This is a genomic window from Streptomyces sp. NPDC020884, from assembly GCF_044333935.1.
Classification (GTDB): domain Bacteria; phylum Actinomycetota; class Actinomycetes; order Streptomycetales; family Streptomycetaceae; genus Streptomyces.
In genome coordinates, this window is record NZ_JBIRRY010000003.1 from 574,121 (window position 1) to 593,246 (window position 19,126).

Sequence of the window (19,126 nt, forward strand, 5' to 3'; positions counted from 1 at the left end):
GGACCCGAAGACGCCGCCCCTGAGGTGGCGGCGGCCAGGATCATCCTTCGTTCAACGCCCCACGCGCGGCGGCGACGAGCGTCTGGGCGTCGACACCGTACACAGCAGACTCCCGAAGCGTCTGCCACGTCCGCAGGTGGGTGTCCACGCTGCTCACATCATCGATCCACAGCTCCGCATGCCAGTTCTCCACGATCACTTGGCGGTCGTCGTAGATCCAGAAAGCGGTGGCCGGAGGGATCTTGAGAGGAGCGGACAAAGGAATGATCCCGAGCTCCACCGTGTCCAGCCCGATGGCTCCGGCGAGACGGTCGAGTTGGGCCGCGAGTACCGCAGGCGGGCAGACCAGGGCCCGAAGCGCCGCCTCCCACAGGATGAGGTGAAAGCGTTTCGAGGGGTCGTACAGCACCTGCTGCCGCTCCATACGGGAGCGCACCGCCTCCTCCGTGTCGCGCGGGGAGCGCTGCAGCTCCGCGTATCTCGTGAAGATCGACCGTGCGTAGTCGGGCGTCTGGAGGATCCCGAAGACCATGGAGGGCTCCCAACCGCGGAACACCGACGCGTGGGCATGAGCGCCCAGGTGGGTGTCCTGAACCACCTTGTGGCCGGAGGCCAACTGCCGTCTCCATGAGCGGATGTGCGACTCGAAACCTCGCAGGCGCGCGAGCAGTTCGTCGTACGCGTCGGGCCGGCCGGTCGCCCCCGCCCAGGCGCGCAGATCGTCGGGCGAGGGGGTCTGCCTGCCGTTCTCCAGCCTGCTGACCTTGGACTTGTTCCACCCGCTCCGCACGGCGAGCTCCGTACCGGTGAGCCGGCCACCGACGGCTGAGAGGCGAAGTTCGCGCAGGCGTTCGCCGAGAGCCTCCCGCGCCTGCTGGTAATCCGTACTCACCGGTGCGTGCCTGCCTCAGGTCCCCTTCACCGCAGCGAAGTCAACCGCCAACTCCTCGTACGGGAGAGCGTGATGGTCGAACTGAGTGAAGAGCCGGTCGAACTCGTCCAGTCCGATGACGTTCGGCACGCGGACGACCTCCTTCGGGCCGAAGTCGACCAGCAGCTCACGCGGCACCACCACGGGCACCTCTCCCTCATTGAGGTGCCGGAGCTGGGCGATCTCGGCCGGGTCGGTGAGAGGCATTCCGTGTACGACGACCTCGCCGGTGTCGAGATCCTCGTGCAGGGACGAGCATCCGTTCACACCACTGCCCGTGCCGTTGAAACGCAGACGTCGGGACACAACCACGTCCTTCCCAGAGAGCCTTGGCTCACAGCTTCCGTGAGTTCGACGCCCGGTGTCTTGTGTTCCGGGGACCTGAATCGGCAACTTCTCGCAACTCGCCTGCTGAAGGCAGCAACCTCGCGCAACCTCCCTGGCGTCTCTGAACGCCGCCTCGCTAGTGCTCTGACCGCAAAGGTTCACCGGCCGGGCGAGCGTGCCTCCTTTGGCTAAGCAGACGTCCAGGAACTCTCGTGCAAGGGAGCTGTCGCAGGAAGGCAGCGCATCACACGGCGGCGGATGAGCCTTGTCGTCGGGAGAGGGCCAGCCTGCGTCGCTCTCGGTCGATCTCGGTGACGACCACCGTGATCTTGTCGCCGACCTGGACGACATCTGATGGAGTCTCCACCGGTGTCCAGGCGAGCTCTCGCAGGTGAACCAGTCCCTCGATTCCGTCGGCGACCTGGACGAAGACGCCGAACGGGATCAGCTTGGTGACCTGGCCAGACAGTTTCTGCCCCACCGCGATGGTGTCAGCGAATACCTGAAAGGGGTCCGGCTGTGTGGCTTTCAAGGACAGTCTGGCCTCCAGGTTCCACGTGTCGAACTGGAGGAACTCGCATGAGAGGCGCTGTCCAACCTGCACGACATCGGAGGCTGCCTCGAAATGTCGCCAGGACAGTTCAGCGAAGGAGATAAACCCGACGCCAGGGAAGACCGGATGGTCGGGTCCGTCGTCCAGCGCCACGAACACACCGAAGCGTTCGATCGCTGTGACGGTGCCGGAAAGGAGTTCGCCGCGGTGCGGTGATTCCAGGAAGGCCCAGAGTTCTGGGTTCTCAGACTGTCCACCCATCATGCTCCCAGCCTTTCACGAGGAGCCGTGCACTGGGTGGGAAGTGTGATCGCGCTGCGGTCTTGAGGGGACGTCCGCCCCAGCGGATGCCTTTTTCGCTGCGGATGCGGGCGCGTTCCTTGCGTTCGGCGGTCAGGACGTCATTGGTGGCGGGCGTTGGCGTTGCGCCAGCGCAGGTAGGCGTGCAGGGCCCGTGTCTGGACGGTGTGGTTGGGGTGGTGGGAGTTGGCGATGGTGAACTTCCTCAGCGGTCCGAAGTGGGCTTCGATCGGGTTCGCCCAGGATGCATAGGTCGGGGTGAAGCACAGCTCGACCTTGTTCTTCCCGGCCCAGCGGCGGATGTCGGCGCCTTTGTGGGCGGACAGGTTGTCCAGGATCACGTAGATTGGGGCGCCGTCTGGCCGGGCAGCGCGGAAGGACTTCAGCGCGGCCAGCGTGTTGGCGGCGCCCTTTCTGCGGCGATTGACGCCCCACAGGGTGTCGTCGCCGATCGAGTAGCAGCCGTGGAAGTAGCGCACGCCGTGGGTGCGGTGGTAGGTAGCGGGCAGCCGGTCGGGGCGCTTCCGCTCAGCCCAGCCTGAGCCCGCAGTGGGACGGATCCCGAGCGGACCGAACTCGTCGAAGGCGAAGACCCGGTCAGGGATGCGGTCGAGGACCTCCTCGATCCGGTCCAGCTTCGCCTCGCGGTCCGGGTCGGGGGATTCCTTCCATGTCTTGGTGCGCTGGAAGGTAATGCCGCGGCGGGCGAGCAGGCAGCGTAACGCCTCGCGGCCGATGCGGATCACGTGGGCGTGGGCTTTGCGCAGGTAGGCGACGAGCTTGCGCAGGGACCAGCGGGTGAAGGGCTGGCCGAGTTTGGCCGGGCGGGTGATGGCCGTCTGGATGGCGAAGTCTTCGTCTGCAGGGCTGAGTTGGCGGGGACGGCCTCCCGCCCACCTAGGGTCCAGGCAGGCCAGGCCGATCTCGTTGAACCGATGGATCACGTCCCGGACAGTGTCCTCGTCGGCCTGCACCGGCTGGGCGATCACGGGCACCCGGTTCCCGCCGGCCGAGGCCAGCAGCATCATCGCGCGTCGATAGCGCACCGAGCTGGTGCTGCCCCGAGGCACAATCTGCTGCAGCTTCTGCCCCTCCTGGTCGGTCAGTCTGCGCAGACGGACAGGCTCGGCCACCGCACCTCCAGCGGTCGGATCGGACGTCATCACCCATCCAACTGCCGCCACAATCACCAAACCGGTCAACCTATGCGGTCAGCGCACTAGCAACCGTACCCAGGTGCCGTCCGCCTCCCAGCGGCCGAACCGCTCGTAGGCGGTCTGCCACGGCCCATATCGCTCGGGAAGATCCCGCCACGGAGCCCCGGTCCGCAGCCGCCACAGCACCCCGTTGACCACCTGCCGGTGATCACGCCACGGACGGCCGCGTCCGTCCATCTGAGGCAAAAGGGGCTCTATCCGCCTCCATGCCGCGTCCGTCAGCTCACCTCGACCTGCCACAAGATCAATTATCAGACCGGCTATAGAGTCCTGCCCGTGGTAAATCATCAGGACGAGACCAGGACTGCCTACGACGGTGTCGTCGACCTGTACGCATCGCTGTTCGCAAACCGGCTGGAGACACAGCCTTTCTCCCGGGCCATGATCGGCACCTTCGCCGAGCTGGTGCGCGCGACGGGCAACCTGCGGACAGCGGACGTCGGGTGCGGGCCCGGACATCTGACAGCCATGCTGCACGAACTCGGCCTGGACGCCTTCGGACTAGACCTTGCCCCCGGCATGGTCGACCACGCCCGGCAGGCCCATCCGGCGCTGCGCTTCCAAGAGGCGCGGATGGAATCCCTGCCGATCGAGGACGGCGCGCTCGGCGGCGTACTGGCCCACTACTCGATGATCCACACCCCTCCGGGAGAACTACCGGAGCTGCTCGCCGAACAGGTACGCGTCCTGGCACCGGACGGTCTGCTCCTGGTCTCCTTCTTCGGGACCGACGGACAAGAACCGGTCCGGTTCGACCACAAGGTGGCGCCCGCCTACAGCTGGCCGGTGGATCGCCTCGCCGAACTGCTGGGCGATGCTGGGCTCGATCCCTTCGCCCGGCTGCTCCACGATCCATCCTCTGATCGGGGCTTCCTCGACGCCCATCTACTGGCCCGCCGTTCGTAGCCACTGCCCAGTCCCCCCAGTCGATCGGCGCACCTCCGGATTGCCAGCTCAGCCGAATCTCGCTGATCAGACCGGAATTGTCAGACGGGCCCTAAGGGCTGTCCCGCAAAGATCTTGGCTCCGAGTGCAGAGCAGCCGGAAGAGCCGGCGAGGTGCTCAACTGGTGGTTCGTGAGGTGTCCAGGAACCGGGCGAAGTCGGCGAGCGAGTGGAAGTCGTTTTCCCGTAAGCCGATCCGCGGGTTGACGTGGTGCAGGAGCCCGGCGCCTTGGTGGTGGGCGGTCACGTAGCTCTGATCCAACTCGCTCTGCTCGTCGTCCACCCACGCGAAAGGACGGTCGCCTGCGTAGTCCACCAGCGGCCCGGTCTTCCAGTGGACGCCATCAGGGCGCTCTTGGAGCAGGACGTCGCCGAAGTCCACAAAGGGAAGTTCCGGAAGGCCCAGGACCGGTGCGATCCACCGGTTGGCGTCGTCCATCCACGTGGTGGCCCAGCACAGCTCGAAGCCGAGCTGGAGCAAGGATCGTCCATGCTCTGGGTTGAGCCAGACCCGCAGGGGCCGTCGGGACGAGAGGCCTCTGTCGTCCTGATGGGCGTCGTTCCGGGGGACTCTAAGTGTGGTGTAGCCGTCGGGACGCCGCTCCGGCTTGGCCGCGTAAGGGTTGAGCGGCCCGTCCACGTCGAGGAACAGCAGAGGTCGGTTCACGGTTTCCCCCGGGTCTTGCGCACTGTGGACTGCCCCGAGCAGCGTAACTGTGGGATTGCTTCGGCATTGGGCCGGCCTGAGTGGTGATCATGATGTGGTGAGTGTGATCACGGCATCGGAACCGTCCTGGATAATCCCGTTCGCGGGGCTGAGCCCGCGCTGCTTTGGCAAGCTGCTGACCACGCTGCGGCGCGATGGAGCAGATGTGGTCCACCGAGGCCGGCGGTGGAGCCTGCCTCTGGAGGACCGGGTGTTGCTGGTCACGGCGTACTGGCGCACCAATTTGACGTTGCGGCAGCTCGCTCCGCTGTTCGGCGTCTCGAAGTCCACGGCCGGCCGAGTCATCAACCATCTCGGACCCCTGCTCGCACTTCAGCCCCGTAGGCGGTTCGCCAAGGACACCGTGCTCATCGTGGACGGCACCCTGGTCCCCACCCGTGACCACGCCATCGCCGAGCGGTCGAAGAACTACCGGTACTCCACCAATCACCAGGTCGTCATCGACGCCGACACCCGCTTGGTTGTGGTGGTCGGCCGGCCGCTCGCCGGGAACCGCAACGACTGCAAGGCGTGGGAGGAGTCCGGCGCGAAGGCCGCCGTGGGCAACACCGTCACGATCGCCGACGGCGGCTACCCGGGCACCGGCCTCGTCATCCCGCACAGCCGTAAGCGCGGCCAGAGCGAACTCCCGGACTGGAAAGAGGAACACAACAAGTCCCACAAACAGGTCCGGGCCCGCGTCGAGCACGTCTTCGCCAGCATGAAGACCTGGAAGATCCTCCGCGACTGCCGCCTCAAAGGCGATGGCGTCCACCACGCCATGCTCGGCATCGCCCGGATGCACAACCTCGCCCTCGCCGGATAAGCATGGCTGCCGCCATGCCCGGGGCGGCTTCAGGATCTTTGCGGGACAGCCCTTAGGGCGTGCATCGAATGTGCTGGATACAGCCGCTTGTTGATGGCCGCCACGAGGACGGCCCAGGCCGACTCCAGGGAGCTCATCACCTGGGAAGCCTGCAGCTCGCTGAAGATCCGCTGCCAGGTGCCGTCCCGCTGCCGGCGGCGGAACAGGTCATACCCCCGCGCCCAGGGCCCAGGGCCCAGCGATCATCACGGCCGTGATCCACTTCGGGGCATAGTGCAGATGAACGAGAAGCCGAGGTCATGACCAGTCACTGCTGCGAGGCGATGAGCCGCCGGGTGAACGTGCCCTGCGACCAGCACAACGATCCCTTTGCCTGTCCGGACGCGGTGATCACGTTCAGCGCCAAGTTCCTGGAGTACGGGCTGATCATCCACGACGGCGGCACGTCGAGCATCACTATCGACTTCTGCCCCTGGTGTGGACGACGCCTCCCCGAATCACAGCGGGACCGGTGGTTCGACGAGCTGGAACGCCGTGGGATCGATCCGTGGGAGGACGAAGTCCCAGCCGAGTTCCAGGACGACCGCTGGCTCGCCGCCCCGTCGCCGGACTGACGAACCAGCAGCCTCTCAAGCCACTTCCGATACACGCCCCAGGACTGGCAGGACTGGTCGGACGGCCCGGCCAGGGGCGTTGGGGGCCGCTAGCCTCTCCTGCCATGGGTGATCAAGCCGTTCCCGGGAACGCGACCGCACCGGCCTCGAGCACGGCCGGGTATGCCGAAGCCGCCGACGCGCTGGCCGTGCAGTACGAGCAGGTCACCTTCGACGCGGTCCACCGCGACGTGCTGCATCTGGTTCCCGCCGCGCCCGCCCGCATCCTGGACGTGGGCGCGGGCACCGGGCGCGATGCCGCAGCGCTGGCGGCCCGTGGGCACCGTGTCGTGGCGGCGGAGCCTACCGCGGAGCTGCGGGCGCACGGGCGGGCGATCCATGGAGTCCGTACGGTCGACTGGGTCGACGACGCTCTTCCTGACCTGCCCCTGCACCGGCATCCAGGCCGCTTCGACGCCGTCTTCGCCACGGCGGTGTGGATGCACCTGGATACGGAGGAGCGCCTCCGGGCGATGGCCAGGATCGTCTCGTTGCTGGTGCCGGGTGGCCGGTTCTTCGTCAATCTGCGGCACGGGCCTGTTCCCGAGGGCCGCCGCATGTTCGACGTGTCGGCCGCGGACACGGTCCGGCTGGGCCGTACGCACGGTCTGCGGGCAGTACACCGCAGTGAGGGCACCGATCTTCACGCCCGTGCCGGCGTCCGCTGGAGCCGCCTGGTGCTCGAGTCGGTGTGACGGGCCGCGCGGCACCGTCCCTGCCGGGCCGAGCCGGCTTCGAGCAGCGGAGTCCGCTTGGTCCCGCGGGTGTTCAGTCCTCCTGGTCGGGGGTGCTGGACCGCACCAGGGAGACGGGCTCCGTCTGCTGGTTGGAGGCGCTGACGCGGGTGGTGTGGCGGGTGAGACGCAGCCCCATGGTGGTGAGTTCGTCGGTGTCGTAGAGCGCGCACAGGAGCGCGGCCGCTGCCGGGAGCGACATCGAGGCGGTGGGACTGTGCCCGAGCAGGGCGGCCGTGTCCGGGTCGTTGAGGGCGGCCTGTCTGGCGTGGTCGAGCACCTGACGGGGGTCGTCGACGATCAGTTCGTCGATCTGGATCCGCTGCGCGCGGACGCGCAGGTCGAGCGGGCGGGCCGGAGCGGGCCTCGGGGCCGCGACGACGGACCGGAGGTCCGGATGAGCCTGATGTGCGGGGTGGGCCGAGTGGGCCGGGTGGGTCAGATGCGTCAGGTTGGTCATGGGGTGGGCTCCAGAGAACGGGCCGCCGGAACGACGGTGCGCGGAACTGCGGTGCACGGGACGGTGGGCGGAGGCGACGGCGGGAGCGGCCCGGTCCCGCCGAGTTGGTGTGCGATGGAGTCGGACATGCTTACCTTGAGAGCGCCGTGCGACCGTCGCAAGGTGCGCTGTGTGCACTGTGCGCAGACTGCGCGGAATGTCGGATAGATCGAGCCGGTACAGGGAGGGGGAGGCCGTGGCGCGCGAAAGGTCGGGCCGGACGGCACAGCACCTGGTCCTGGTGGCCCGTCTGCGACGCCTCCGGGAAGGCGTCGGCCTGTCCGTCTCCCAGGCCGCAACGCAGTTGGGATGGCACCCCACGACGCTGCGCCGGCTGGAGCAGGCGCAGACCTCCCTCGACGTGGGGCAGGTATCCGCCCTGCTCACGGCCTACGGGGCGGGTGCGGCGGAGGCCGACGACATCATGGGCCGGCTCAACGCGGCGAACATGCCCGGCTGGTGGCATCCGTGGCGGGACGCGATGGCGCCCTGGCTGATGGACCTGATGAGCGTGGAGTCCGCGGCGGGCGTCGTACGCACGTGGCACCCGGCGCTGGTCCCGCTGCTGCTGCGGACCCCGGCCTACGCGATGGCCGTGGACGAGGTGATGTGCCCCGACCGGGACGCCGCCTCGCGACAGCGGCGGGCGGACTTTCTGGTCGAGCGTCAGAAGAAGCTCCAGGAGCAGCAGACCAGGCTGTGGGCGGTGCTGCCCGTCACCGCGCTGCGGTGCCGGGTGGGTGGCGACGAGGTGATGCGTGAGCAGGTCAGCACCCTGCAACAGGCCGCCGAGCGACAGGATGTGACCATGCAACTGCACCCCGAGTACGCACCTCCGCACCCGCTGACCGGCGTACCGGCGTTGAGCCTTTACCGGGTGGAGAGCCGGGAGATCGCGGACCATGTGGTGCGCGAGGGCGGGCTGCCCGGCACCGCGGAGGTGTGGGACAGCCCCCACCCCGTACAGACGTATCAGGGAATGCTGGACGTGTCGTGCGTGATGGCGATGCGACCGGCCCGAACAGGAGAGGTATTACAGGATGAGTACGACCGGAAATGGGCCTGAACTGCCCGCACAGATCGACACGAGCGTCGCGCACTCCGCACGTGTCTGGAATTACTGGCTCGGCGGCAAGGACAATTTCCCGGCGGACCGGGCGGCGGGTGACGCCTACCGTGAGAAGTACCCGCTGATCGAGACGTTCGCGAGGGAGTCCCGGGACTTCCTGCGCCGCACCGTCACCCACCTCGCCCGGGACGCCGGAATCCGGCAGTTCCTGGACGTCGGCGCGGGGCTGCCGACCGCGAACAACACGCACGAGGTCGCCCAGCGGATAGCCCCGGAATCCCGGATCGTCTACGTCGACCACGACCCCCTGGTGCTCCTGCACGTCCACGCGCTGCTGACCAGCACCCCCGAGGGTGCGACCGCCTACGTCGAGGCGGACATGCGCGACACCGAGACCGTGCTCACCGGGGCGGCCAAGACCCTGGACCTGAACCAGCCCGTCGCCCTCGTGATCAGTGACGTCCTGGGGCACATCGTCGACTGGGACGACGCCCTCTCCCTGGTGCGGCGGCTGGTGGACCGCCTGCCCTCGGGCAGCTACCTCTCGCTCAGCCACTCCACCGCGTCCGACGACGCCCACCGGGCCGTCCAGGACGAGTACAACGCGAGCGGCGCGATCCCGTACATCTTCCGGGAGCCGGAGACCACGATCGCGTTCTTCGACGAGCTGGAGATGGTGGAGCCGGGGATGGTGTCCTGGCCGAACTGGCGGCCCGACGCGAACACCGGCACCACCACGGCTCGGGCCGGGTGGGGCGCGGTCGCCCGCATTCCCTGACCTACGTCCGCAACTGCCGCGCCGCGCACGGCACTTCCCCGTGCGCGGCGCGCACGGCCCGCAGAGGCTTGCGTATGAGCACCACAGGCACGACCGACCGCGAGGCCGCCGGCTCCTGGGGCGCCCGCAACGGGCGGGAGACGGCGGGCCGGCTGCTGCGGGCGGCGACCCGGTCCGGAGCAGAGCTGATCAGTGAGGCCGCGTCCCTGGTCCACGGGTGGGCGGTGCTGGCCGACCCGATCGCCGGGGCCGTCTACAGCACCCCCGCCGCCGCGGCCGCCAGTGGCGTGCACGCGGCCGCCGCCCCGCAGGAACACCCGCACTGCGTCCAGCGCCCGGCGGCCGGTGCCGTCCTCGTCCTGACCCCGGCGCCCACCGTGCCCCAGGACTTCGCCGCCCATGTCGCCGCGACCACCGCGGCTCTTCTGGAGGTGCGCGGGCAGCGGGCGGCGGAGCTGCGGGACGAGCAGATGCGGCTGCACGCCACCCTGATCCGGCTGCTGTTGGCCGGCCACACCGCCGCCGTCACCGAGACCCTGGGCGGCAGCAGGGAATCCGCGGGCGGGAGCAGGCCCATGTCCAGGGAGACCCCGGGCGGCAGCAGGCTCACGCATGTCACGGTGTACCGGCTGACCGGCGCCGACGTCCCCACCGCCCACGAGGTCCTCTGGCGGGCCGCACGCCCTTCCCTCGCCCCGCACGCCGATGCCTGCACCCTGATGGGCCGGCTGGACGGCGAACTCGTCGTCGCCGAGCTCCACCGCGGCGGCGACGACGGCCGGATCCTGCGCCTGGTATCCCGGGTGAGCGAGCGTCACCGCCTGCTCGCGGGCATGGCCGGACCCCTGCCCCTGGCCGAGATGCCCACCGCCCACAGCGACGCCGCCGCCGCCCGGCACAGCGCCACCACCACCCGCCGTATCGTCCCCGCCGACGCCGTCGGCACCTCCCGGCTCGCCCGCCTCCTGCCCACCGCCCCGTACACCCGGTGGGCCGGATCCGTGCTCCGTCCGCTGACCCCGGCACACCAGCACCTGCTCCTGGTGTGGCTGCGCACCGGCAGCAAGCCCCGCGCCGCCGCCGCGCTCGGCCTGTCCGCCGGCACGGTCCGGGCCCGGATACGCGACCTCTCCCGTCTGCTCGGCGCCGATCTGGAGGACGCGACCGTACAAGCGCACCTGCTGCTCGCCTTCCGCGCACCCACGCCCGACGACGGCGAAGGCGAAGGCGAAGGCGAAGGCAGCGGCAGCGACGGAACCGGCGTGGAGCGCGAGCAGCAGCAGTCGTCAGCGGCATCGGTATCGGTATCGGCATCGGTATCGGCATCGGCTGGCGACGGAGGCTCAGCCCGGCCGGGCGCCCCCGGGCCGCCCGGCCCGGCCCGGCTGGCAACGCTGCCGAACGGCCTCCTGGACACCGAAGCGGCCCGGACCTGGGCAAGCGGCCTGGTCGGCGGGCTGGAGCCGCACCTGCGGATCGCCTTGGCCTGCTGGCTGCGCCACCACGCGAAGACCGCCCCCGCCGCGGCCGAACTGCACGTCCACCGCACGACCTTGGCCATCTGGCTGACCCAGTGCGCCGAACACCTCGCGCAGAACCTCGCCGACGCCACCGTGCGCGCCGAGCTCCACCTCGCGCTGGCTGCCACAGCGGACGGTCCCGACGACCCGGCAGCCCTCCCCCGGCGCGGCGGCCGCACCTACCGCCGCCTGTGAACTCCGGCTTCCGGAGCCTCGGGGTCGTGCGCGCGGCGGCTTCAGGAGGGCGCCTGGCCCGTCTCGAAGCGGCTGACGCGGTCGCCGGAGACCGTGAAGACCCAGCGGGTCCGCATCGTGCCCCAGGCGTCGTTCGTGTAGTCGACGACGAGGGTGCGGCCGTCGTCGGAGGCGTCCACGACCTCCATCCGGCCGTTGGCCTTCGGGGAGAAGATCTCCTTCTCCGTCCAGGCCGCCAGGTCCCGCTCGCTGCCGTCGTCGGACATGGTGGCGTCCTCGGTGAGTACGTCGCCGAAGAAGGCGGCCCTGTCGCCCGCGTTCACCGTGGCGATGAACTTCTCCACCACCGGGTCGCTGATCGAAGTGGTCATCGTGTTCCTCCTCCGGCACGTCCGGGACGGGTGTCCCGGAAATCCTCACCGAGTCTCTGTCGGCACACCCGCCACCGCATGTCGGGCGGGCCGTCCCGCGTGCGCGCTGTCGGACGGGCGGCCCCGCAACCCCCGATCCCTCGCCACCCCGATCGTCGTCACCTGGCTCCCTCGGCGGTCCGGCTGAGGAAGAGGTCCCGGCCCGGACACGTCGTGTGCGCGGGCCACAGCGCGTGGACCGGTACGTGGACGGGCGGGTCCAGCTCGATGACCTGGGCCGCGCCGCCCGCGGCCGGGCCCGGGGCCGTCGTGACGAAGGCGATGCGGCCGGTCGCGGTGACGGCCGTGATGGGCGGCGTGCCCTGGACCGGGTTGCGCCGGGTGTCCGGTTCGACGTTCGCCTGACGGCACAGGCCGATCAGAAGATCCGTGTACGCGGACGAGCCCGGCTCGCCCCACACCGTGAGCGGCTGGCCGCGCAGGTCGGCCAGGGCCACCGCGGGCCGGGCCGCGAGCGGGTGCCCGGCGGGGACCGCGACCCTCAGGCGGTGTTCGGCGATGCGGGCCCGGGTCAGCCCCGTGTCGGCGGGCATGGCGCGGCTCAGGCCCAGGTCGCACGCGCCCGTGAGGAGCTGCTCGCGCAGTTCGTCGGGGAAGAGCTGGCGGACGTGCGCCTGTACGCCCTGCTCCTCCGTACCGGCGCGGGTCAGCAGGTCCACGACCTCCTCGGCCGTGACCGCCGGAGTGTGACCGATGCGCAGGTGCCCCGCCTGCCCGCGCCCGATGCGGCGGGCGCGGTCCAGGGCGGCGAGCGCCTGGGCGCCGAGGGCGCGGGCGTCGTCGATGAGGGCCTGCCCGGCCGGGGTCGGGGTGACGTGCTGATGGCCCCGGTCCAGGAGCTGGACGCCGACGTGCCGCTCCAGGGTGCGGATGGAGGTGCTCAGCGCCTGCTGGCTCAGGTGCAGCCGTTCGGCCGCCCGGGTGAACCCGCCCTCCTCGGCGACGGCCACGAGATGCTCCAGTTTGCGCAGGTCCAGACTCACGCGGTCCTCCCGGACGCCGACGACGTTTCACAGGGCACTGCGGGGATGGCCGGACACCCCCTGGGGACGGGTCGGCGGGGACGGGTCGGCAAGGGCGTGTCGGCGGGGACGGGTCAGCGGACCGTGTAGCCGCCGTTGGCGAAGATCGTCTGACCGGTGATCCAACCGCCTTCGGTGACGAGGAACTTCACCAGCGGCGCGATGTCCTCGATCTCCGTCAGCCGGCCGCCCATGGCCTGGGACTTGTGGAACTCCACGCGCTCCGGCGTCTCCTGCGGGTAGAAGAACGGCGTGTCCATCGGTCCCGGGGCCACATTGTTCACGGCGATGCCGCGCGGGGCGAACTCCTTGGCCGCCGCCCGGGTGAAGTGCTCCAGCGGGGCCTTCGCGCCCGCGTAGGTGGCGTACCCGTCGGTGAAGGCGGCGAGCAGGGAGGTGACCAGGCTGACGATGCGGCCGCCGTCGTTGAGCCGGGCGCCGGCCTCCTGGAGGAAGAAGTACGCCGCCTTGGAGTTGATCGCGAACATGCGGTCGTACTCCTCCTCGGTCGTCTCGCCGATCGGCTTCCGCAGCACCATGCCGGTGGTGTTCACGGCGACGTCCACCCCACCGAAGGCGTCCAGCGCCTGGTCGAAGAGGCTCCGCACACCCTCGACGCGGGTGAGGTCCTCGCGGACGACGACGGCCTGGGCGCCCGTACCCCGTACGGCTTCCGCGGTCTTCTCGGCATCGGCGGCGGTGTTCTCGCCGTGGTAGTGGACGACGACGTTCGCGCCGGCCTCGCCGAGCGTGCGGCTGATCAGGCCGCCGAGGTTCTTCGCGCCTCCGGCGACCACCGCGGTCCTACCACCCAGCTGCTTCTGCTGTTGCCGCTGCTGCTGCTCACTCATGACGGATCCCCTCTGCCGGCCACATCCGAAATGCGGCCTTCGCTGCGATTTCCGCTGTCCACGCTAGGAGCGCATCCCCGCCGGAGGGAAACACAAAGATCGAGTCGACCCACCAGGAAGATGAGTCACCGCAGGTCAACGCGGGTCATCGCAGGTCAGGGCGGGAACGAGGGCGTCGCCCCCCGCGTCCGGAAAGGCCATTGACGTACGCGTACGGGTCGCGAAGGATCACCGCGTGACGATCACCGAGCAGCCTTCGCCCACCCCCGGGCCGTCCCGCCCCATCGCCCTGATCACCGGCGTCGGACGCAGCATCGGCATCGGCGCGGGCATCGCGCGCCGGCTGGCGGCCTCCGGCTGGGACGTCGCCTTCACCTACTGGACGCCCTACGACCGCCGCATGGACTGGGGCGCCGAGCCGGGGGCCGCCGCGTCCATCGCCCAGGAGCTGGCGGACGCCGGGGCCCGTACGGCGACGATCGAGGCGGATCTGTCCGACCCCGACGCCCCGGCCCGCATCTTCGACGAGGCCGAGCAGCGCCTCGGGCCGGTGACCGCGCTCGTCCTGTCACACGCGGAGTCGGTGGACTCGGGACTGCTGGACACCACGGTGGAGGCGTTCGACCGGCACTTCGCGGTGAACTCCCGGGCCAGTTGGCTGCTGATCCGCGAGTACGGGCTCCGCTTCCGCTCCACGCCCGACAGCGCTTCCGGTGCGACGCCCCGCACCGCGACGGGCCGGATCGTCGCGCTCACCAGCGACCACACCGTGGGCAACCTCCCCTACGGAGCGAGCAAGGGCTCCCTCGACCGCATCACGCTGGCCGCCGCGCACGAGCTGGCCCACCTGGGCGTGACCGCGAACGTCGTCAACCCCGGCCCGGTGGACACCGGCTGGATGACCGACGAGCTGCGCGAGGCCCTGGCCCGGGACACCCCGCTCGGCCGCCTCGGCACCCCGCAGGACACCGCCCACCTGGTGGACTTCCTCTGCTCCCCCCAAGGGCAGTGGGTCAACGGCCAGTTGCTGAAGAGCAACGGCGGCGCGGCTTCCTGACCCGGCTCGGCACAACAGCCCTCCGGGGCGCGAACCAGCACGTCAGATCGGGACGTCCGTCACCTTGAGGAGCGTCTAATCTGGCGTGGTCCATGAAGTGCACAGGGGGTCGTATGCACAACGAAGACAGTGCCGGCAGAGCGGGCGACGGGCCTGCCGGGCGTCCCGACGACCGCTGGGCGGGCAACGACCCCCGGCAGGCCGCGGGAGCACCACAGGCGTGGCCGGGCGTGCCGCCACAGGACGCTCCGCCCTCCCCCCGCACCGTGATCGACGGCCGCTACGAGCTGCTGGAGCCGATCGGCAGCGGCGGGATGGGCGAGGTCTGGAAGGCCCACGACCTGCGGCTGCGCCGGTACGTCGCCGTGAAGGGCCTGCTCGACCGGAACACGGTGACCCCGGGCACCCAGGCGGCGGCGATGCAGCGGGCGCGCCGCGAGGCGGAGGCCATCGCCAAGATCGAGCACCAGAACGTGGTGACGGTCCACGACCAGGTAGAGACCGACAACCAGGTCTGGATCGTGATGAAGCTGCTCGAAGCGAGGTCCCTGGGGGACCTGTTGAGCAGCGAACGGGTCCTCTCCGTGCCCAGGGCCGCGGACATCGCCTTCCAGATCCTCCGGGGCCTGCGGGCGGTCCACGACGCGTCCGTCGTCCATCGCGACGTCAAGCCCGGCAACGTCCTGGTCCGCGACGACGGGCTCGCGATCCTGGTGGACTTCGGCATCGCCACCTTCGAGGGCGCGGCGCAGGTGACCCAGTTCGGGAGCGTCATCGGCACGCCCCCCTACCTGGCACCCGAGCTGTTCGCCCCCGCCTCCCCGGGCCCCACGCCCGCCTCCGACCTGTGGGCGCTGGGCATCACGCTGTACGAGATGGTCGAGGGCCGCATGCCCTTCGCCGGGCAAGAGGTCTGGGAGGTCCAGGAGAACATCCGGCAGTCCCCCGACCCGGCCCTCCGGTACGCCGGGCCTCTCGCCCCGGTCGTCCAGGGGCTGTTGATCACGGACCCGCGGGAGCGACTGGACGCGGCCGCGGCAGAGGCGATGCTCCGCGAGGTGCTCGCGGACCCCGCCGCGCCGGACGCCGGTGCCTCGAACACGCACCCGCCGACGGCCGCCCCCACGCCGCGCCCCTCGACCCCCACCCCGCCTCCGGTGGTTCCGTCTCCGGCCGCTCCGGCTCCCGCACCCGCGCCCGCCGTGCCCTCATCGACGCACGTTCCTCCGGCGGCGCGCGGTCCGCGCGCCCGGCACCGGGGCTGGAAGGTCGCGGCCGCCGTGGTGTGCGTGGCGCTGCTGGCCGGCGCGGGCTGGCTGGTCTCGCAGGGCGACGGCGAGGACGGCGGGCCGGGCGACCGGGCCGGGTCGGTGCGGGGCCAGGGCGAGGGCCCGGCCGGCAGCGGCACGCAGGAGCGGTGGAAGGACCGGCACCCCACCCTGGAGATCGGCGTCAAGGGCGACCAGCCCGGCCTGAGCAAGTTCGACAAGAAGACGCGTACGTACCGGGGTTACGACATCGACCTGGCCTACGCGATCGCCGAGAGCATGGGCTACGGCAAGGGCGAGGTCGCCTTCACGACGGTTGCCACGGACTACCGGAGCACCGCGCTGAAGACCAAGCAGGTGGACCTGGTCATCGCCTCGTACAGCATCACCGACGACCGCAAGACGGCCTCGCCCGGCGGGTACAGCGTCGACTTCGCGGGCCCCTACTACGAGGCGAGCCGGGGCTTCCTGGTCCGCGAGAAGTCGGCCAAGTACACGATCAACGACTCCAGCGACCTGCGGGACCTCGGGGTCGAGGTGTGCACGGCGCGGGACTCGACCTACGAGAAGGCGCTGCCGGAGCAGGGCTTCACCATGGCGAAGTCGCAGCCCAACACCTACCAGGACTGCCTGGACAAGCTGCTGGACCCGAAGTCCGACGTGTACGCGGTGGCCTCGGACGACATCATTCTGGCCGGGTACGTCGAGGCGAACCCGGGCAAGGTGCGGCGGCTGGAGAACATCCAGGGCGCGGAGGGCTACGGCGTGGCGATGCGGCCGGGAACCCCGATCCTGAAGGGCGAGGTGTGCTCGGCGCTCCGGACGATCCTGGACGGACGGATCTGGGAGGACATGTACAAGGAGAACCTGTCCGGCCTGGTGGGCAACAAGAACCCGCCGGGCCGGCCGGACCTGACGGAGTGCGAGGGGCTCTGAGGGGCCCGACGCGGACGGGACCCGCAGAGCCCCTCGCAGACCCCGGCGCCGACAGGAGGCACGAGCCCGGCGCAGGGACCCGACGCAGGGCCCCTACGCCGACGGGACGCACAAGCCCCTGACGCGGGCTCAGCGCTCGGGGAACCGCTCCCCGCACCGGCTGCAGAACACCGGTGCGGGGTCCTGCGACAGCCGCCCGCACTCCGGGCAGACCCGGTCCAGCATGCAGGGCCCCTCGCCGCCCTCGTACGCCCCGCCCGGCGGCTTGATCGCGAGGCCGGGGCGGCGGCGGTGGACGGTGAGGTACGTGAGCCCGTCCGGCCCCGCGGTGAGCGCGCGGCGGGAGGTGCGGGGCAGCCAGAGCGCGGTGCTCGGCCCCAGCTCCAGGACCTGGCCGCCCGTTCTGAGGCTGCCCGCCCCCGCCAGCACGACGAGAAGCACGTCGAGCACGTCCTCCTGATGCTCACCGACCTCCGCGTCGGGCGGCAGTCGCACCAGATTGGCGTCCAACTCCCTCCCCGGCTCGGCCAGATGCCACAGAGCACCGCGCTCGCCGGGTTCGGTGGAGGCGAGGATCTCGTCGAGGACGGCAAGGACCCGGGGAGTAGCGTTCACGGCGACCAGGCTACGCGGCTGCCGTAGGGTGTCCGCTTCACGAGGGAGGCCCTGGGATGGACCGGACACCGGACGACACGCCGTATCCGCCGATCGAACCGTACGCGAGCGGCATGCTGGATGTCGGCGACGGGAACCTCGTGCACTGGGAGGCGTGCGGCAACCCGGACGGCAAGCCGGCCCTGGTGGTGCACGGCGGCCCCGGCTCCGGCTGCACGCCCCGCGCCCGCCAGTACTTCGACCCGGACCGCTACCGGGTGGTCCTCTTCGACCAGCGGGGCTGCGGCCGCTCGACGCCGCACGCGAGCGACCCGACGACCGACATGGCGCACAACACGACGGCCCACCTGATCGCCGACATGGAACGCCTGCGGGAACACCTGAACATCGAGAACTGGCTGCTGTACGGCGGCTCCTGGGGCTCCACGCTGATCCTGGCGTACGCCGAGGCCCACCCCGGGCGGGTCACGGAGATCGTCATCCCCGCGGTGACGACGACCCGCCGCAGCGAGATCGACTGGCTCTACCGGGGCGTCGGCCAACTCTTCCCCGAGGCCTGGGACGCCTTCCGCGCGGGCGTCCCCGAGACGAGCGACCCGGCCGGCCTGGTCGCGGCGTACGCCCGCCGCATGGAGAGCGAGGACACCGCCGTGCGGGAGAAGGCGACGGCCGACTGGTGCGCCTGGGAGGACGCGGTCCTCTCCATGGAGGCGAACCCGGGCCCGCCCCCGTACAGCAGCCGCCCCGACCGCGCCCAGCAGGCGTTCGTCCGGATCTGCGCCCACTACTTCGCCCACGGAGCCTGGCTGAAGGAGGGCCACCTGCTCGCCGGGGCCCACCTCCTCACCGGCATCCCCGGAGCCCTCATCCACGGCCGCTTCGACCTGGCGAGCCCCCTGATCACCGCCTGGGAACTCGCCCGCGCCTGGCCGGACGCCGAGCTGACGATCATCGACAACGCGGGGCACCTGGGCGGTACGGAGACCCGGCGGGCGGTGCTGGGGGCGCTGGACGGGTTCGCGGGAACGGAGCGGTGAGGCTCAGAGAATCTCCGAGCGTGCTGGCTCAGCCATCATGCAGCCGCCGCCGAAGGCTCCCTGGAGAGCGCTTCGCGAGAATGGGGGCGACAGCGGGCGGCACGCCGAGGAACCGGCGGGCCACCCGTGGGCGCCACTCAGAATTTCATGAGCACGGGAGCGGCGAAGGGTGCCACGAGCAGAAACACGTCGACGGGCCCGACATGCCATCTTCTTCTCTTGCCCGCGTGCACACGCGCTGAAGGCACATCCCGCTCCCTCTTCAGCCACCCATCGATGAACCTGCACGCATGGCGAGCGGACCTTCCACCCATAAGGCTCTGCGAGAACGACCACGCACCGCGCTCGCCACCCGAGCAAATGATCATCAATCCATTGCTTTCACATCTCACCGAAAGGCCGTCATCCCTGAACAGGGTCGTCTCAAGGAGCGGCCCTACATCCCTGATGGATCCGTCCGGGTCGAGAACGACTCGCGGCCTGATGGTTGCACGAACGATCATCGCAGAAACGAATCCCGTCACCCAGAGGAGACCCACCCCCCGGAACCCGTACTTTTCGACTTCCGCGAGACCGAACAGGAGGAGCACCGGACAGAAGGCGAGAATGATGGCCCATCCGAATACCACCGTGCCCTTCCGTCGCAGATGAATGGAG

At 70.2% G+C, this 19,126-nt stretch carries 19 protein-coding genes and 3 pseudogenes; 10 read left to right on the forward strand and 12 right to left on the reverse strand.

Annotated features, from left to right (window positions below):
- Positions 1 to 40: 40 nt before the first annotated feature.
- The 5 genes and pseudogenes from ACH4UK_RS13600 to ACH4UK_RS13620 all read right to left on the reverse strand — a co-directional run.
- The gene (locus tag ACH4UK_RS13600) at positions 41 to 892 is read right to left on the reverse strand and encodes a helix-turn-helix domain-containing protein (protein ID WP_398356192.1); all 852 of its coding nucleotides are present in this window, start codon (positions 890 to 892) and stop codon (positions 41 to 43) included.
- Between the two features lie 66 nt (positions 893 to 958).
- Positions 959 to 1,237: pseudogene (locus ACH4UK_RS13605) on the reverse strand (hypothetical protein); the annotation flags it as partial.
- A gap of 265 nt (positions 1,238 to 1,502) precedes the next feature.
- The gene (locus tag ACH4UK_RS13610; protein WP_398356193.1) at positions 1,503 to 2,075 is read right to left on the reverse strand and encodes a S1 RNA-binding domain-containing protein; all 573 of its coding nucleotides are present in this window, start codon (positions 2,073 to 2,075) and stop codon (positions 1,503 to 1,505) included.
- Between the two features lie 49 nt (positions 2,076 to 2,124).
- Positions 2,125 to 3,244, reverse strand: a pseudogene (locus ACH4UK_RS13615) (IS630 family transposase); the annotation flags it as partial.
- 83 nt (positions 3,245 to 3,327) lie between these two features.
- Positions 3,328 to 3,568 (reverse strand): annotated as a pseudogene (locus tag ACH4UK_RS13620) (transposase); the annotation flags it as partial.
- 36 nt (positions 3,569 to 3,604) lie between these two features.
- Between ACH4UK_RS13620 and ACH4UK_RS13625 the strand changes: the two are divergent.
- A complete protein-coding gene (locus ACH4UK_RS13625) occupies positions 3,605 to 4,234 on the forward strand; it encodes a class I SAM-dependent methyltransferase (RefSeq protein ID WP_398356194.1) in 630 nt (209 codons plus the stop codon).
- Positions 4,235 to 4,390: 156 nt separating this feature from the next.
- On the opposite strand, the gene ACH4UK_RS13630 is transcribed toward ACH4UK_RS13625, so the two are convergent.
- Complete coding sequence (locus ACH4UK_RS13630) at positions 4,391 to 4,939, reverse strand: hypothetical protein (protein ID WP_398356195.1); 549 nt, start codon at positions 4,937 to 4,939, stop codon at positions 4,391 to 4,393.
- Between the two features lie 94 nt (positions 4,940 to 5,033).
- On the opposite strand from ACH4UK_RS13630, the gene ACH4UK_RS13635 reads away from it, so the two are divergent.
- The 3 genes from ACH4UK_RS13635 to ACH4UK_RS13645 all read left to right on the forward strand — a co-directional run bounded on the left by ACH4UK_RS13635 (position 5,034) and on the right by ACH4UK_RS13645 (position 7,152).
- On the forward strand, positions 5,034 to 5,804 hold the full coding sequence (locus ACH4UK_RS13635) for a transposase (RefSeq protein ID WP_398356196.1): 771 nt from the start codon (positions 5,034 to 5,036) through the stop codon (positions 5,802 to 5,804).
- Between the two features lie 299 nt (positions 5,805 to 6,103).
- The gene (locus tag ACH4UK_RS13640; RefSeq protein WP_398356197.1) at positions 6,104 to 6,418 is read left to right on the forward strand and encodes a DUF6980 family protein; all 315 of its coding nucleotides are present in this window, start codon (positions 6,104 to 6,106) and stop codon (positions 6,416 to 6,418) included.
- Between the two features lie 104 nt (positions 6,419 to 6,522).
- On the forward strand, positions 6,523 to 7,152 hold the full coding sequence (locus ACH4UK_RS13645) for a class I SAM-dependent methyltransferase (RefSeq protein ID WP_398356198.1): 630 nt from the start codon (positions 6,523 to 6,525) through the stop codon (positions 7,150 to 7,152).
- A gap of 73 nt (positions 7,153 to 7,225) precedes the next feature.
- Here the strand turns inward: ACH4UK_RS13645 and ACH4UK_RS13650 are convergent, their stop codons facing one another.
- On the reverse strand, positions 7,226 to 7,651 hold the full coding sequence (locus ACH4UK_RS13650; protein WP_398356199.1) for a hypothetical protein: 426 nt from the start codon (positions 7,649 to 7,651) through the stop codon (positions 7,226 to 7,228).
- Between the two features lie 235 nt (positions 7,652 to 7,886).
- On the opposite strand from ACH4UK_RS13650, the gene ACH4UK_RS13655 reads away from it, so the two are divergent.
- The 3 genes from ACH4UK_RS13655 to ACH4UK_RS13665 all read left to right on the forward strand — a co-directional run bounded on the left by ACH4UK_RS13655 (position 7,887) and on the right by ACH4UK_RS13665 (position 11,252).
- Positions 7,887 to 8,756: a helix-turn-helix domain-containing protein gene (locus ACH4UK_RS13655; protein ID WP_398356200.1), complete on the forward strand. Its 870-nt coding sequence runs from the start codon at positions 7,887 to 7,889 to the stop codon at positions 8,754 to 8,756.
- Positions 8,731 to 9,537 (forward strand): SAM-dependent methyltransferase, encoded by an 807-nt coding sequence (locus ACH4UK_RS13660; protein ID WP_398356201.1) that lies wholly within the window; start codon positions 8,731 to 8,733, stop codon positions 9,535 to 9,537. Before ACH4UK_RS13655 ends, ACH4UK_RS13660 begins: the two co-directional genes overlap by 26 nt.
- A gap of 74 nt (positions 9,538 to 9,611) precedes the next feature.
- Positions 9,612 to 11,252 (forward strand): helix-turn-helix domain-containing protein, encoded by a 1,641-nt coding sequence (locus ACH4UK_RS13665; protein WP_398356202.1) that lies wholly within the window; start codon positions 9,612 to 9,614, stop codon positions 11,250 to 11,252.
- A gap of 41 nt (positions 11,253 to 11,293) precedes the next feature.
- Here the strand turns inward: ACH4UK_RS13665 and ACH4UK_RS13670 are convergent, their stop codons facing one another.
- The 3 genes from ACH4UK_RS13670 to ACH4UK_RS13680 form a co-directional block, all read right to left on the reverse strand.
- Positions 11,294 to 11,623 carry a nuclear transport factor 2 family protein gene (locus tag ACH4UK_RS13670; RefSeq protein ID WP_398356203.1) on the reverse strand — a complete coding sequence of 110 codons (330 nt, stop codon included), beginning with the start codon at positions 11,621 to 11,623 and terminating at the stop codon, positions 11,294 to 11,296.
- 158 nt (positions 11,624 to 11,781) lie between these two features.
- Positions 11,782 to 12,666, reverse strand: coding sequence for a LysR substrate-binding domain-containing protein (locus tag ACH4UK_RS13675; RefSeq protein ID WP_398356204.1), 885 nt, complete (start codon positions 12,664 to 12,666; stop codon positions 11,782 to 11,784).
- A gap of 113 nt (positions 12,667 to 12,779) precedes the next feature.
- A complete protein-coding gene (locus ACH4UK_RS13680) occupies positions 12,780 to 13,556 on the reverse strand; it encodes an SDR family oxidoreductase (RefSeq protein WP_398356205.1) in 777 nt (258 codons plus the stop codon).
- Positions 13,557 to 13,791: 235 nt separating this feature from the next.
- On the opposite strand from ACH4UK_RS13680, the gene ACH4UK_RS13685 reads away from it, so the two are divergent.
- Entirely contained in the window at positions 13,792 to 14,613 is an 822-nt protein-coding gene (locus tag ACH4UK_RS13685; protein ID WP_398356206.1) for an SDR family oxidoreductase, read from the forward strand.
- A 113-nt stretch (positions 14,614 to 14,726) separates the two neighbouring features.
- Positions 14,727 to 16,817, forward strand: a complete 2,091-nt coding sequence (locus tag ACH4UK_RS13690; RefSeq protein WP_398356207.1) for a serine/threonine-protein kinase — start codon at positions 14,727 to 14,729, stop codon at positions 16,815 to 16,817.
- A 129-nt stretch (positions 16,818 to 16,946) separates the two neighbouring features.
- Here ACH4UK_RS13690 and ACH4UK_RS13695 read toward each other — a convergent pair whose 3' ends face one another.
- The gene (locus tag ACH4UK_RS13695; protein WP_398356208.1) at positions 16,947 to 17,432 is read right to left on the reverse strand and encodes a hypothetical protein; all 486 of its coding nucleotides are present in this window, start codon (positions 17,430 to 17,432) and stop codon (positions 16,947 to 16,949) included.
- A 56-nt stretch (positions 17,433 to 17,488) separates the two neighbouring features.
- On the opposite strand from ACH4UK_RS13695, the gene pip reads away from it, so the two are divergent.
- On the forward strand, positions 17,489 to 18,469 hold the full coding sequence (gene pip / locus ACH4UK_RS13700) for a prolyl aminopeptidase (protein ID WP_398356209.1): 981 nt from the start codon (positions 17,489 to 17,491) through the stop codon (positions 18,467 to 18,469).
- 137 nt (positions 18,470 to 18,606) lie between these two features.
- Here pip and ACH4UK_RS13705 read toward each other — a convergent pair whose 3' ends face one another.
- The gene (locus ACH4UK_RS13705) at positions 18,607 to 19,098 is read right to left on the reverse strand and encodes a hypothetical protein (protein WP_398356210.1); all 492 of its coding nucleotides are present in this window, start codon (positions 19,096 to 19,098) and stop codon (positions 18,607 to 18,609) included.
- Positions 19,099 to 19,126: the final 28 nt, after the last annotated feature.

Bases quoted from the DNA above. Each gene is read 5' to 3' on its own strand.
- ACH4UK_RS13645 (WP_398356198.1), top strand. From the start codon at position 6,523: ATGGGTGATCAAGCCGTTCCCGGGAACGCGACCGCACCGGCCTCGAGC.
- ACH4UK_RS13690 (WP_398356207.1), top strand. From the start codon at position 14,727: ATGCACAACGAAGACAGTGCCGGCAGAGCGGGCGACGGGCCTGCCGGG.
- ACH4UK_RS13650 (WP_398356199.1), bottom strand. From the start codon at position 7,651: ATGACCAACCTGACGCATCTGACCCACCCGGCCCACTCGGCCCACCCC.
- ACH4UK_RS13665 (WP_398356202.1), top strand. From the start codon at position 9,612: ATGAGCACCACAGGCACGACCGACCGCGAGGCCGCCGGCTCCTGGGGC.
- ACH4UK_RS13610 (WP_398356193.1), bottom strand. From the start codon at position 2,075: ATGATGGGTGGACAGTCTGAGAACCCAGAACTCTGGGCCTTCCTGGAA.
- ACH4UK_RS13660 (WP_398356201.1), top strand. From the start codon at position 8,731: ATGAGTACGACCGGAAATGGGCCTGAACTGCCCGCACAGATCGACACG.
- ACH4UK_RS13680 (WP_398356205.1), bottom strand. From the start codon at position 13,556: ATGAGTGAGCAGCAGCAGCGGCAACAGCAGAAGCAGCTGGGTGGTAGG.
- ACH4UK_RS13640 (WP_398356197.1), top strand. From the start codon at position 6,104: ATGACCAGTCACTGCTGCGAGGCGATGAGCCGCCGGGTGAACGTGCCC.
- ACH4UK_RS13670 (WP_398356203.1), bottom strand. From the start codon at position 11,623: ATGACCACTTCGATCAGCGACCCGGTGGTGGAGAAGTTCATCGCCACG.
- pip (WP_398356209.1), top strand. From the start codon at position 17,489: ATGGACCGGACACCGGACGACACGCCGTATCCGCCGATCGAACCGTAC.